Raw genomic sequence first — 13,600 nt, 5'->3', positions numbered from 1 at the left:
TTGGTAGACACGCATAGAGTTCTATTTCCTCCACCCTATCCTGGGTTAAGGTCTTTTCGGCCTGATGAACAACTGATTTTTTTTGGCAGAGACTCTCAAGTCCATTTCATGACGGACCGTCTCGAAGAGGAACGATTTCTGTGTATCACGGGACCATCAGGGTGCGGCAAATCCTCGCTCGCGCGTACAGGTCTGATCTCCGGCCTTAGGGCAGGCCAGATTGAAGGTTGCGAGGATTGGATTATTCTCGAGATGCTACCGGGAAACGATCCAATAAAGGCGTTGATTTCAACAATTTCGGACAGTTTAGCGGAAGTATTTGCAGAGCCTGAAACGGCGAACCAATTGCCAGTTGATTTTGAGCTGCACCGATTGATCGCTCGCAGCCTCGAACAGGCACATTACAGTCTTTCGCGGGTACTGAGTAGTTATTCCCTGTTCAAGCAACAGCCAATTCTGCTACTTGTCGACCAGTTTGAGGAGCTTTTTGAGTATGCGAAAATGGACCGGGCAGGAGCGGCGCGCTTTGTGCATATGCTTCTGGATGCCCTGCGTCCCGCGGAAGGAGTTAACCTCTACGTCGTCGTAACGATTCGCGCCGATGCGTTGGATAGCTGTTCTCGCTACGAAGGATTAGCTGAGGCGATAAATAGAGGTCAGTTTTTAACACCCGCTCTGACTCGAGAAGAGTTGTCGGAGATTGTCCGCGGGCCTGTTGCATTGCACAATGGGGACGTAGACCCCCCATTTGTTGGTTGGCTATTGAACGAGATGGCTAACGAGCCTGATCGTCTTCCTTTGATGCAGCATGTTATGAATATTCTTTGGGAGGACGAAGCGAAGCGAATTGAGCTTGAAGTCAATGAAACCCAGCACCCACATTTCGATATCGATGATTTTAAACGGAATTTCCCTAATGCACTTGCTCGAGCGCGGAGTTCAGGTGACGCTCTTCGCTTCGCGTTATCAGATCGGCTTGACGAAGTCTTCGATGCGCTTGAGGAGCGTTTGAAACCTCTTTGCGAAAAAATATTCTGCGCATTGGTGGAAGTCTTCGCCGGTGACAAGGATATAAAGCGCCGGCTAACAATTCACCAGTTAGCCGAGGTTTGCGCTGCCCCGGAAGATGATATCAAAAAAGTAGTGGATCATTTCCGCAAACCGGGTTGTCAGTACTTGCATCCAATCCGACCGATTAATGTGGATGGAATTACAGATACTACATTAGACGACACCAAAGTCTACGTTACCGACGACCTTGCGTCGGATACAGTCGTAAGGGTCATGCACGAGTGCTTGCTGCGGCAATGGCGAAGGCTTCGCTTTGATTGGCTGCGTAATCATGAACGTGCCATAACTGAACTTCAGTTTTTGGCCCGCACTGCTATGTCACATGCTCGCCAAGGCGGTGCTTTGTTAAGTGATACTCAAATCAGGACATACAGCGCTTGGCGTGAACGGCATTCGCCTACTGTGCAATGGGGGGCACCGTTTCTACGCACACTGGATTGGCGCGAAGATGGTCGAGTATTAACGCCTGAAGAAGTCTATGAGCACTCTGCTGATTTTCTCAAGTTTTGCGAAGATGATATGCGGGCTCGTAAGGAACAGGAACGGCATAAGAAAAAACGACGCAGGGTACTTTTTCAGATTTCGGGCGTGGCAACCTTGGGGGTCGCCTTTGTTGCTGCGGTTTCTTGGTACAAGGAGAGGCAAATAGCCACAAACGCGGAAGTGTCCTATTTTAACGCGGAACTTGAAGCCGCTGTTCTGGAGCAGAAGGCGACAGAAATCGAGAAGTTGGCGGAACCTGGAGGAACAGGGAAGCTTGTATACTGTTCTGATCTTGAGAGTGGAGTGGGCATTCTCGCCGACGGCAATGTCGACGATACAGAATTTGATTGCGTAGCTGATTTTAACGAGGAACAAATTCAGACACTTTCTGAAGATTTGCAGCAGAGCGGCCAAGTTGATGAGAATAATTTAAAGGCCAATTTAAAGGCCGCGGTTAGTCGTGCCGCTGAAGAGCAGAAAGAAGAGGCGCTTGCGCGTGCTGCCACGCAGGGCATCGCCGAAACCGGCCAAAAAAATGAAACGGTTGCAGATGTGCCGCCAGTATCGCCCGATCAAACCGATCCCCTGATCGAAGCAAGCCTCCGAGGTCGAATTTTGGAATGCGAAGGTGATGAAATTTTGACTTCTGTGTCAAACTTAGAAATCGAAACATGGCAGGCAAATAAAACTGTGCCAATTTGTACACCTGTGGAGGATCGTAGCACTTTTGCAGACATCCCGCAGAATTATCCCGACGCTGAAAAGTCTTTCGAGCTTGGTCGCCGCCAATTGAATCGCCAACAGAACGAAGCTGCGCTTCAGTCATTCGGGCTTGTCCATCAGGAAGAACCCAATATACCGCGGGTGTTTCGACACGCCGGGTGGGCATATTTTGGTGAAGGCGACGACGGCTCAGCTTGGACATGCTTTCGCAATGCTCTCACTTCAGCATGTAATATCGAGGATGAATCGAACCGCGACGAGCAACTGGTTTGGAGTTGGTCTAATCTAACTGTGGTTCCAGCACGTAACGGGGATGTCCTTATCTCCTCGGCCGCTTGGGCGCAGAAAGCTCTGCTTTATGATGAGGGAAAAGCTTACTCGAAAGAGAGCTTAGAAACTCAACCTCGACACCATTTCAGAAGGTTTGAGGCTAACCTTAACGCTTATCGCGGCTTCTTCGAGTTGGGTGGTTGCGAAATTCAGTCTTCAGAGTCGGGTTATTGTGAAGCAGCGGACAATTACCTAAAGGCTGCCAATAAGCACCTTGTCGAATTCGTTAGGGTATTTCCAAGCGAAAATCCCACTAGCACGCAAATAAGCCTGCTCTCGACGGCTGCGTGGGAATGGACAACCGACGAAGTGCTGCAGACCCTAGACAAAGAAGGTTGGCTGACAAGGGAATTCACTTTGATGCTAAAACGCGTTGCAGAGAAGTCGGATGCAAGCGGGCTCTACATACCTCTTAGCCTCATAGTCTGCGAAGGGGGGGATGTCGTAAGAGCCGTTGCTTATCAAGACAAATGGCCAACGACGGCGTTTTCTGATAGAAAGGAGCGCGCGCTGGCTTGTATCGAGAAGAATTAGCTTTGTTGTTTACTCGGAGAATTATTTTGCCAGTGTCTGTGGGGCCGTTTTCAATGTGAAAACCATTCCGTCAATTGGTGCTGTCAGACGGATTCGAACCAGTCTCAGTTTCCAGCAAACAGCGTGAACTTACCCGGAACAGAGTTGACGCCACTCGGCGAGAGCGGCGGCACGGTTGAGTTTGAAGTTTTGTCGTGAATAGAAGTGGCGGTCCTGGTTGAAATGGTTGTGCACGGAAGAATGGACAGCGGCGAATTTCTGAAGACTTCGCATGCGCCGGAAGCGGAGCATGGCCCTCTCCCGTCGTCGGAATGGCAGGTGAGAATTTTCCGCACGATTGTTCAGCCAGCGGCCGGTTTCCTGCCGATCCGCCGCACCGATCTCCTTCAGCGCGGCGCCGTAAGAGCGCAGCTTGTCGGTAACGAAGACATGCGGCCGACCATGGCGCTTCATTGATTTCTTGAGAAATTTCAAGGCGGCCTTCTTGTCCCGGGTTTTTGTCACAAAGCTCTCCAGCACTTCGCCCTCGTGATCGACAGCCCGCCAGAGATAGTGCTGCTCGCCGTTTATCTTCACGAACATCTCGTCCAGGTGCCATCTCCATCGACTGGATCGCATCCCCTCAATCCGGCGTTTCCGGATCTCGGCCGCAAACATTAGCCCGAAGCGGTGCCACCAGAACCGGACCGTTTCATGGCTGATCTCGACGCCGCGCTCATGCAGCAGATCCTCGACGTTGCGGAGCGACAGCGGGAAACGGACGTACAGCATCACCGCCAGGCGGATAATTTCCGGGCTACTCTGAAAGCCCTTGAACGGGTTAGATTTGGTCATGGACCAAAGTTACGAGACCGCCCTGCCCGCCTCAACAGGAATCGTTCTGACAAAGCCCTCTTGTGAACTCTTCCAAAATCGAGTTCGCGAGCATGTAAGAGGGAACGTAGACGCGGCATTTGTGGAGTGTTAATTCTGAAAGTGAACTTCTCTCAAGGAACACCGCATGAGTGGACAAATCTACAACTGGGCTGAAACATCCTATGCATATGACCGTTTCGAAGGCGATTGGTTGGGGCAGGACGCCTGGTCAGCCGCGATAGAAGGAATCCTTGATGGCGATCCGAGCAGGTGGACTGCGCTTGATAATCCTGTGCAGTCTTTCCGTGCCGTCGTGGAAGATGTCTATTTCGGGAAATCGGCCACATCTCCGATGGTGTTTATTTCGCACCGTCAAACAGACGCGGGCGACGCTATCACTCTAGCGAAAAGAATCGTATCGGAGAGGAGGGAATATGACGTCTGGCTCGATGTCTGGGACCCAACGCTCTCAAAACTCCAACACAGCGCGCTGCCCGACAAAGCCAAGGGCATGTTGATTGCCCTGTCGATAGAAATGGGACTGCTCAACTCAACTTATCTGGTCGCTTTGATCACTGAGAATGCTGCAGGATCAGCGTGGATCCCGTACGAATACGGTCGAGTGAAGCCAAAGTCGCCCTTTGCGGTGGAAGTCGCAGCTCGTCTTTCGCGTGGGGTTACTGCGGCTGAGTATCTTCATCTTGGTGCAAAAGTTAAAAATGACGATGAAGTGATTAATTGGCTACCGTGAAGACCGAATAAGTGGCTGAGTTTTTATTATGGGGTGTCTACATGAGCAAAGCACTCAAGCATTCCGGAGATTTGTCGCAAGTCGGATGTTCATAGCGCTGCTCGGAAGATTGATGTGTGGACACATCTGCAAATGGCGACAGAGAGAAGAATTGGTTATGCCATAGCCTAGGTTCTGGACCCATTAATTTGGTTGCCGTCATCTCGGCTGCGTGATTCAAACCCCTGAGTTTCAGGGGTATAACATGAGCAATCTATTCTGGCTGACCGACGAGCAGATGGCGCGGCTTCGACCTTACTTTCCAAAGAGCCATGGCAGGCCGAGAGTTGATGATCGTCGTGTACTGAGCGGGATTATTTTCGTCAACCGCAATGGGTTACGTTGGTCCGATGCGCCACGTGAATATGGACCACCAAAGACACTGTACAACCGTTGGAAGCGGTGGAGCGATATGGGTGTATTCGCTCGGATCATGACCGGGCTGGCTGCTGAAGGCACGGATCACAAGACGATCATGATTGACGCAACATATCTCAAAGCGCACCGCACGGCCTCCAGCCTGCGGTTGAAAAAGGGGGGCGCGGCAGGCTGATCGGGCGTACCAAGGGTGGCATGAATACGAAACTGCACGCTGTTGCTGACAGCCTCGGACGCCCCATCCGCTTCTTCATATCCGCGGGCCAGGTCAGCGATTACACGGGAGCCAAGGCTCTGGTGAACAGTCTGCCATCGGCTGACTGGCTACTGGGAGATCGAGGCTATGACGCAGACTGGTTCCGCGAAGCCCTTGATGACAGGGGAATTAGGCCCTGCATCCCAGGCCGACAATCACGCGACAAGCCTGTCCGGTACGACAAGCGTCGCTACAAACGCCGCAACCGCATTGAGATCATGTTCGGTCGCCTGAAGGACTGGCGGCGGATTGCCACCCGATATGACAGATGCCCAAAGGTATTCCTTTCGGCCATCGCTCTAGCAGCTACCGTGCTGTTCTGGCTGTAAATCAATGAGTCTGGAGCCTAGGCCGACGGGAATTAGAGGTTCTATTTTGTTTTCACTGCGGCCCTTCTTCGATCTGGTTGATTTGCAAATGCGCAAACGGTTCTTCGAGTTTGATTTGATCTTGCGACGACAAATCAAGCACAGCAATCAGATCGCGAACACTGTTCAGTGTTGATTGATGGCTGCCGTGTTCTCCTCGGCTGTGATCAACGGCGTGCTGATATGCGTTCGCCGCGTCATCAACATGCCCCGCAATGAGTTTGGCTTCAGCTACAGTGGCACGTTCCCAATACCCGAGAGAGGGATCACTTTCGCTAGGCAGGCGCTTTACCACTTCGGCAGCGATAGCGGCCGCCTCTTCCTTTGATCCGGGCTCACCCAAGAGCAGCGTTTTTGTTGCTGCGTTGATGCCGCAATAGGTATCGTCAGACGAGTTCTCGAACCCTTCGCGGTAGAGATTGCGTGACCGCCGCAGCAATTGACCATCTCGGGTGTCTTCGCTGGTTCCTGACATAAGGTATTCGACATAAAGCGCTTTGCCGTACAATCCCAGGGTCTCCGGATCTCGATGCCTTTCGTTGCGGAGGCGCTGCAGTATCCATATGGCTCGTCCGACATCTTCTTTTGTTTCCATGCGTGTTAATGCGTGCGCCATCAGTTGTTTCGGTCGCAATGATTTTGGGAACTCGGCTTCCAGATCTGTCAGGTACGCGATGGCCTGTTCATGCTCGCCCAGCTTGATCATTCCCTCGGCCAGCATACAGCCAACCTGTGAAGAATACTCCCAGACATCATCCTTCAACTTCGCCATTTCTTTCAAGTCTTCAACCCGCCCAAGCTGTACGGCGGTCTGGATATCAAGTGTGCGCTGCTTCAAGTCTTCCGTGATTTGTAAGGCTAAGTTGACTGACTGATCGTCAAATGGTTTGCCGATGACTGCATGCGACAGACGCAAGAGTTCGATACCGTTGGGGCCATCCGGGTACTCCTTAAAATTGACGAAAATCATGCCTTCGCTTTCTTCAGGAGGTGAGGTGTCGTCGAGCAATACAACGATGAAATTGAAGCTCTCATCAAATTCGCGCCTTTCCATCATGCGCTTGTATTCCATAGCTACCCACTCGCTGTCTTTGGCAGCCGTCGACCATATGAGAACGCCCGCGCGGCTCCTGCGAAGTGCTGTTTTCAAAGACGTATCGAGTTTCTGGCCTGGAACCAAAACGAACTGGTCCAAAAAAACTGTGTGTCCGAGGTTGGTCAATGCGTCATGTAAAGCGATCACCCAAGGACGGTTGACAGACCGGTAAGACAGGAACACCGAATAGTCCTGTCCCTCCATAAGCTCCGGCGGTGAAGGCGCAAAATCAGCAATCTTCGGCATGAGGCTACCCCGTCCAGTTTGCGTTCTGACCGCGCACATCAATATGCACAAATCCAGAGTAAAGGCCAATTCCGCCACGAAATGTACCACGATTCCGGACGCGCATCGCGGCATCGCGCAAGTCTTTCACGCTGACCGCGCTCACAATACAGTCCGCGGCTATACCGCGACGGTGAAAACTACTCTCGACTCCCCCGATGCACTTGTTATACGCCGTGTTCCTGTAGATGGACGTCAAGCGAATAGAGTGCCCGAGTTCGCCTCTAACTTCATCCAATACTGGAACAAGCGATTTTATCCCGTCCCATTTGTTTTCTTCCGGGTATCCATTCAAACCGCTGCATTTGCCTGTCCCGTAGTGGCCACCGCCCATGAAAAGCAGTTCGCGGGACGAGAAGTGTTTCGCGCCAATGGTGTCGAAGAATGCATCAAACTTCTTGAGGAACGGATCATCCTTGGATTCCTGCGTCCGGACGGCATCGAAAATATCTTCGAACTCTTCGATCGATAAGACGTCGTTCTCCGGTCCTTCTGTTGCGAATTCGCCTTGAGCCATATCAATTCTCCCTTTCGTCTGAATCGCTGCCAGTCACTGAGAAAACAATTCCGTCGCCAACGTCGCGAGGTGCGCCATCCGAAAGATCGCGCAGAATAAGTCTGTAAAACCCGGGTGCCTTAGGAAGACTTACGTCGAGAGTCAAAATGCGCAAAGGTGGTCCGTTGTAATTTATCGGAAACTCCCGCCGGCCTTTACCAGTTGCCAGTTGGTTTTCGCCAATCTCTTCAACAACAATTTGCCCCTCCAAAGTTGCGATTCCGCTCGGGCCCGTCAAAACAACTTCGATCTCATTGTCAGGATCATCCAGGCTGTATACTGGCTGCCCAATCGAGTACTCCACATCGTCACCCAGCATTTCAAGTTCGAGGGATCCGATGTGGACGCCGAAGAGTTGGAAGAATACGTTCTTAAATGGATTGCCCCTGAACACTGTGGCGTGTTCCTGAACCACCAAATGTTTTTGTGTCGGGCGCGGCAGTGAACTCCACAGTGGAACCGTCCCGTCGCCAGAAGCTCGAGCCATTACTTTTGTCATGACGTCCGGCTGACCGGGGCCGCCACGCACGACATTGATGCGGGTCAGCGTTTTGTGACCGGTTCCGGCGAAATAGAAGTACCGAATATGATCTGGCGCAGTGCCTTGCTCGAAGCAGTCGTGCACCGCTTTCGCTCTTTCGACCAGATTGAATTCCAAGCCCAAAGACTGTGCTGTCGCTTCATCGTAAATGTCGAGGGGTTCGATCGTGCCATCCTCGTCCGCATCCCACGCCGCGTGTTCGCCGGGAGCAGGAAGCAGCTGGTATCCTGATGGATACTTGGGATTTGCACTCAGTGTTTTGAAATCCTTCGCGCTGATCCCAACAGCGCTGTCGAGACCTAATGTGCGGGCCAGTGCCAGAGGCGCTCCGGTGTGTGGTGTCGAAAGTGTCGCCAGCATGTCCACCCTTTCGAACCATTCTCTGTCCCTGTATTTACCGGATTCGAGGAGCAAGCGACTGATGAGTCCTCCCATGGAGTGGGCAACAATGGAGATATTGTCCTGCTCTACATGGTCCAGTTTGCTGGCCAACTGATCCGCGAGTTCGAACAGATCAAGCCGCCAGTCGTAAGGTACGGGCACAAACCGTCGTTCGGCACCGCCCTCGGTGTATCCTAGCTCTACGAAATATTTCAAAATCGTGTTATAAAACCCGAAACAGGATACCGAATTGATGATTTCGCCGACTTGAACATCGTCGGATTGCAGGGCGTCAATCCGCTTGTAACCAAAAACCGTTTCTCTTGGTTTGGGCGGCCAGACCTCTTTGCCATCAAGAGTAAGCGAGGTCCCCATAATACCCGGTAGAAAAACAATCGCATGTGACATGTTCGGTCTCCTAAAGAACTGTTCTGAATTTCCGAATTCTAAAACCTGCGGCCATCGAGTTCTGTCATGAATTGTCTGGTATGCGCGCTTTTATCGAGCCAACCCAAACACCTTCATTCGCTGAGTAGCGGCCTGTCTTTCCATTGAGTTGCTTCATTCCTGGTTCCTTACCAGCGACATATCTGCTGCCGGCACGGTGCAGTGCGATACACTCCCAGCCTTCGTTAAATACCGGGCTGCCGCTGCTCCCAGGCTTGGTCGGCGCGAAGTAATGGACACGTACGCGTGACGGCTCGGGCGGGTTGCCGTCCGGCCCGCCTTCATGGTCCAACAAGCGGTTGTCTTGCAGCGAAAACTGTAGTTCTCCGCCATCCGGGTGCCCGATGACGTATACACGCTTATCTTTATTTAGGCGAGGAAGGCTGTCGAGATTGCAAGGCACTGGCTTCAGCTTCTGAAGGTTTCCGGCAACTGTGAAAATTGTAGCGTCGAGACCGTTCCGAAACGTCTGGTTTTCGAAGAGAATACGCTTTGCTCGGAATTCCTTTTCCGAAAGCGCTTCGAACCTGACCTTGGCCTCTGCTAGTGTAAGCGCCTCATCACCGTATCCGTTTTCGTTCATGACGTGGTAATTTGTCATCAACGCGATCTCGCCAGCTTCGACCTGTGGCAATTGCCATTCTTTCGGGCAAATGGCGAAAGCTGTCCCGACCCTGCTGCCATCTTCTCCGATCACTGAAGCCACGGATGAGGCGCGCTCTACACCTTGCCGAAACCAGCGGAGTGTTTTTAGGCCGTCCAGCCCGAACATCTTTTCAAGGTGCGACGCATTTTCTTTAGTATAGTCAAGTGTATCAGCCATACTGGCCGCACTCTTTTCGATACTGATACCGTCGCCGACATCAGATATGCTGCTACGTTGAAAAGCAGCAGCTTCCAGAGTGGTAAGGATGTCGAGGCCAGTATCGCCGGCCGCACCGATGTCCCAGATGTCTCGCAGTTGGCGTAGTGTACTGTGGAGTTGAAAGGCGGTGGCTGTTTTATCGCCGTTGCTGTTTACTTCGACATAGCTTTTTACTGCTTCCAGCGCATTGTCCCAGTCTTCCAGCGCCACGCAAACTTCAACACGGGTTGCCCGCATCCAGACGTCGCTTGTGTCTGTATCGTCCAGCGTTGAAAGAACCTCCCGAGCCAGTTGTTTCTTGTTCACACTCGTCAGCACGTCAGCTTCACATCGCTCCGCCAAATGCAGCAGCGCCACTTGATTAATACCGTGGTAGTAATTTTTTTTCGGATCTCGCTCATATGGTTCGGCGTAGGCTGCAAAAGAATGCGTGAGAGCGTCGTTCGCCAAGCCAATTTGTCCAAGCCGCGCTGCTGACTGGCACGTTTCTTTGAACGCACGCCCGAGGACGCCCTTAATGTCGCTAAATTCCCTATCGGCCTCCGACATACCGGACAAGACCTGCTGCAAGAGTCCCTGCGCCGCTATTGGGTTCCCCAGTTCTACCAGGGCTTGCGCGTAGGCCTTGGTCAGCGTGTGGTCCTCAGGATACTGAACCAGCAGCGACTCGGCCAGACCGACAACACGTTCGAAATCCCGAAAGTTTTGAAGAGCCCGCATAATATCCCACGCGTCTTGTTGCGAAACTATGGAACCAGCGCGTATGTTCTCGGCGAGCGCAACAACTTTGTCGTAACTGTTAAAAACGTTAGGCATTTTGCCCCGATAAATTGAATTCAACTACAGATTACCCGTGCGCAGATTTGCTTATACCTATGAGTTAGTCAATAATCGTGCGACGACGGCAAGCCCAGCCCAAGGTTCATAAATGTTGTTTTTCTGTCAGTCCGGGACTGCCTCGCCCAAGTCTGCGTTATGTCCGCGACCGTCGACGTGGATGAATGCTTTTTGGACGCCGAGAGCACCGATAAATTCAAGGTCTTCCATGAGGTTTTCCATCGTCGAGCAAGTTCCTTCGCAGATACATCAGGAGAAGAGAAGTCGAGTGCTTCAATGTTTGATGCTTGGCCCGCAGATGCAATTGTTGCTACGAGTGGACCTAAAGGCAGAGGTGACTTTTGCTGCTATCTTGTCGTCCACAATACCGCGAAAAAGAGAAAGTGCTATTGCGACGGGTATAATCAGGAGCCAAAGCTCTTCTGGCGGGATAGGTCGGGCCCGCGCATGGCCGGCATTCGGTTTCTTTGCATGTGCCCATCACCAACAACTCTTCTGCTGAGCCGCGGCAGAGTCCGTTTTCGACAAGAAACTGTGAAAGCCGCAGAACCATACAGTCAAACGAGACTTCCTTCTCTCGGCATGACTACCCGACCGCGGCGAACCTTTTTCGTACTAAGGTCGTCAAATGCGCTATAACTCTTGTCGTGAAGAGAAAATTTTTTATTCCAAACGTGTTCCTTTTCGCACGAGCGACCCTTGAAATCTTCCGTTGTCAATAAATTCGTGAAGCCGCCCTTTGAGCGGCCAAAACCCTGTCGCGGAGTCACCCTTTAGCGCCCGCTGCCTGATGATGGGCGCGAACCACGGTGCTGTCGACCATTTGCAGGGCATCTGGAACGATCCTGCTCTCGATCAGCGCCTCTAGGATCTGTTCCCAGAGGCCAACAAGTGTCCAACGCCGGAATTGCCGATAGACACTCGACCATTTCCCGAACTCTTCAGGAAGGTCCCGCCACGGTGCGCCGGTACGTGCTATCCAGAAAACGCCGTCAAGGACAAGGCGGTGGTTGGTAGGTTTTCGCCCATTCCGGGCGCGAACGGAAAGAATGAACTGTTCAAAGAACGCCCACTCCTCGTCCGACATCAAATCTCGTGCCAAGCTGGTCTCCATCGCAGATATCAGCTTAAATCATGCTCAAAGCCTGATGTGAATCCCTTTTGTCAACACGACCTAGGCACAACTAAGTCGACCCGCGCTACGCCGAAATGTTTGCGTGCGCCAGCCATGTGTTGGGCAGAGACTTATGGTTATGTTATGCTTGAATCATTCTGACGAAAGTACGTGTCGTTTTTAGTTACAAGAACAAGGTTTGAATATGCAAGAGCAGCGAATCCTCAATTTTGCAAATTCTATCGACTCGATTAGCGAACACGCATTTACTACCTTCAAAGCGGCCGTAGAGAGCTACGTGCTCGGCAGTCTGGGCGCGGTGTACTTCGAGGTGAAGATCGATGGCATACGCGTCAACGGAAAACCTGCATTGACGAGTTTCTGGTCGAGCCGCGAGGAAGAGCGAGACTCGCACCCGCTCTTCAACGACGGAGGAAATTATTCTAGTCAACGAGCCTATTCGTACACCCACGGCTGTCCCCTTTGGATCACGACGAAGAGCGGCAAAGACAAGCGACTCAAGGGCCTCGACTATTCCAAAGTAACGGTGCGGAGTTGGGGCAATGGAAGCGATAATGGCAACGACCCGCCGGCAGACTTGCCAGCATACGTTGATTACGGCGGCGGTGACGCTGGCACGTCAGTCATCGTTCCGATCCGATTCGGCGAGAAGCGCTCGCGCGTTTTTGGTGTGATGAACATAGAGTTCCGGGACCGGATTTGTTTCACGCCTGAACGGACGCAACAGATAGGCACATTGGTCAAAGCTATTTCACGGGTAATCTGGCTATTCGAAACTACCAGGGAGCAAAGCAACGGCACCGCACGGGCAGCCGAGGATTTAAAAACAAAGCTATCCGATCCGACGCAGCCTGGATCGCTGCGAACCCCGCAAGTGTTCTTTGCCTTCGGGCAGCGCGCCGATCCTAAGGTCATAGAGATCGTCCGGGCTGTTTGCGAAAAGAGCTTCAAGAACCAGATCGAGCTCTATTGCTGGGACAAGGATACGAAGACTGGTTCGATCACTGCGGGTATCATCAACAAGATCAATGAGGCAGCTTACGGCATCTGCTACTTCTCGGAGCCTTTGCCACGAGGTGGAAAGAAGACCAGGTACCAAGACAACCCCAACGTATTGATAGAGGCAGGGATGATGCACGCCCATTATGGGAACTCGCCTGAAGACATCCGCCGTTGGTTGCCGATCCGTGAGGACAAAGAGCGGACCTCGGATCTTCCCTTCGATTTCGCGGAGCAGCGGTTTGTTTTTGTACCGCGCAAGGGCAATGCCCTGAACGCTGACCAATTCGAGGCGATGGTGTCTGCCAGTATCAAGAGCTTAATCTCGTGAAGCGCCTACGGCATGTCTTCCGGATCGCTATAAGCTGCTGCACGGCTAAAGCTGGTCCGCCCTGTTTAGCTCGCGCTCCAAACCTAAGAGTTGGACTGTTGCATCACGTCCGTTTGCGACGAACTTCACTTGTATGGTCAATTCTGTTTGGCTGGTGGCATTCAAAGAAAAATTATTCACATTATTAATATCGAAAGGACAGAAGTTCTGCGATCTTCAGGTTCTGTTCGTTCGAGCAAACCCCCGAAACATCGTAGGATTCCGATTGAATCCGACACGAGTCCCCGCTAGCTTTCGATCAGCACAAAAAATGGGCGCGTACATTAATCATACGCACCG

The 13,600-nt window shown here is 52.1% G+C and carries 9 protein-coding genes and 1 pseudogene; 4 read left to right on the top strand and 6 right to left on the bottom strand.

What is annotated here, in order from left to right:
* On the top strand, nucleotides 1-3,141 hold the full coding sequence (locus FIU92_RS01970) for a hypothetical protein (RefSeq protein ID WP_371419727.1): 3,141 nt from the start codon (nucleotides 1-3) through the stop codon (nucleotides 3,139-3,141).
* 129 nt (nucleotides 3,142-3,270) lie between these two features.
* On the opposite strand, the gene FIU92_RS01965 is transcribed toward FIU92_RS01970, so the two are convergent.
* Nucleotides 3,271-3,975: an IS6 family transposase gene (locus FIU92_RS01965; protein WP_152456955.1), complete on the bottom strand. Its 705-nt coding sequence runs from the start codon at nucleotides 3,973-3,975 to the stop codon at nucleotides 3,271-3,273.
* A 166-nt stretch (nucleotides 3,976-4,141) separates the two neighbouring features.
* On the opposite strand from FIU92_RS01965, the gene FIU92_RS01960 reads away from it, so the two are divergent.
* Both FIU92_RS01960 and FIU92_RS01955 read left to right on the top strand, forming a co-directional pair.
* A complete protein-coding gene (locus FIU92_RS01960; RefSeq protein WP_152456954.1) occupies nucleotides 4,142-4,747 on the top strand; it encodes a toll/interleukin-1 receptor domain-containing protein in 606 nt (201 codons plus the stop codon).
* A gap of 244 nt (nucleotides 4,748-4,991) precedes the next feature.
* A protein-coding gene (locus FIU92_RS01955) for an IS5 family transposase (RefSeq protein WP_152456952.1) occupies nucleotides 4,992-5,749 on the top strand; the annotation gives its coding sequence in 2 pieces (ribosomal slippage) (nucleotides 4,992-5,313 and nucleotides 5,313-5,749; 759 coding nt in all).
* Nucleotides 5,750-5,801: 52 nt separating this feature from the next.
* Here the strand turns inward: FIU92_RS01955 and FIU92_RS01950 are convergent.
* From FIU92_RS01950 to FIU92_RS01930, 5 genes and pseudogenes are all read right to left on the bottom strand, one after another.
* Nucleotides 5,802-7,130 (bottom strand): toll/interleukin-1 receptor domain-containing protein, encoded by a 1,329-nt coding sequence (locus FIU92_RS01950; RefSeq protein ID WP_172978455.1) that lies wholly within the window; start codon nucleotides 7,128-7,130, stop codon nucleotides 5,802-5,804.
* Nucleotides 7,131-7,134: 4 nt separating this feature from the next.
* On the bottom strand, nucleotides 7,135-7,686 hold the full coding sequence (locus FIU92_RS01945) for a D-Ala-D-Ala carboxypeptidase family metallohydrolase (RefSeq protein WP_152456949.1): 552 nt from the start codon (nucleotides 7,684-7,686) through the stop codon (nucleotides 7,135-7,137).
* A gap of 1 nt (nucleotide 7,687) precedes the next feature.
* Nucleotides 7,688-9,055, bottom strand: coding sequence for a hypothetical protein (locus FIU92_RS01940; RefSeq protein WP_152456948.1), 1,368 nt, complete (start codon nucleotides 9,053-9,055; stop codon nucleotides 7,688-7,690).
* Nucleotides 9,056-9,119: 64 nt separating this feature from the next.
* Nucleotides 9,120-10,799 (bottom strand): serine protease, encoded by a 1,680-nt coding sequence (locus FIU92_RS01935; protein WP_152456947.1) that lies wholly within the window; start codon nucleotides 10,797-10,799, stop codon nucleotides 9,120-9,122.
* Nucleotides 10,800-11,521: 722 nt separating this feature from the next.
* Nucleotides 11,522-11,910, bottom strand: a pseudogene (locus FIU92_RS01930) (IS5 family transposase); the annotation flags it as partial.
* A 205-nt stretch (nucleotides 11,911-12,115) separates the two neighbouring features.
* Between FIU92_RS01930 and FIU92_RS01925 the strand changes: the two are divergent.
* Nucleotides 12,116-13,261 (top strand): GAF domain-containing protein, encoded by a 1,146-nt coding sequence (locus FIU92_RS01925; RefSeq protein WP_172978454.1) that lies wholly within the window; start codon nucleotides 12,116-12,118, stop codon nucleotides 13,259-13,261.
* Nucleotides 13,262-13,600: the final 339 nt, after the last annotated feature.

The sequence above is a fragment of the Ruegeria sp. THAF33 genome (genome assembly GCF_009363615.1).
Taxonomy (GTDB): Bacteria; Pseudomonadota; Alphaproteobacteria; order Rhodobacterales; family Rhodobacteraceae; genus Ruegeria.
The sequence above is the reverse complement of the archived record's forward strand: the minus strand, read 5'-3'. Positions and strand labels throughout refer to the sequence as shown.

Coding starts and splice junctions, on each gene's coding strand:
- FIU92_RS01965 (WP_152456955.1), bottom strand. CDS start 3,975: ATGACCAAATCTAACCCGTTCAAGGGCTTTCAGAGTAGCCCGGAAATT.
- FIU92_RS01960 (WP_152456954.1), top strand. CDS start 4,142: ATGAGTGGACAAATCTACAACTGGGCTGAAACATCCTATGCATATGAC.
- FIU92_RS01950 (WP_172978455.1), bottom strand. CDS start 7,130: ATGCCGAAGATTGCTGATTTTGCGCCTTCACCGCCGGAGCTTATGGAG.
- FIU92_RS01945 (WP_152456949.1), bottom strand. CDS start 7,686: ATGGCTCAAGGCGAATTCGCAACAGAAGGACCGGAGAACGACGTCTTA.
- FIU92_RS01940 (WP_152456948.1), bottom strand. CDS start 9,055: ATGTCACATGCGATTGTTTTTCTACCGGGTATTATGGGGACCTCGCTT.
- FIU92_RS01925 (WP_172978454.1), top strand. CDS start 12,116: ATGCAAGAGCAGCGAATCCTCAATTTTGCAAATTCTATCGACTCGATT.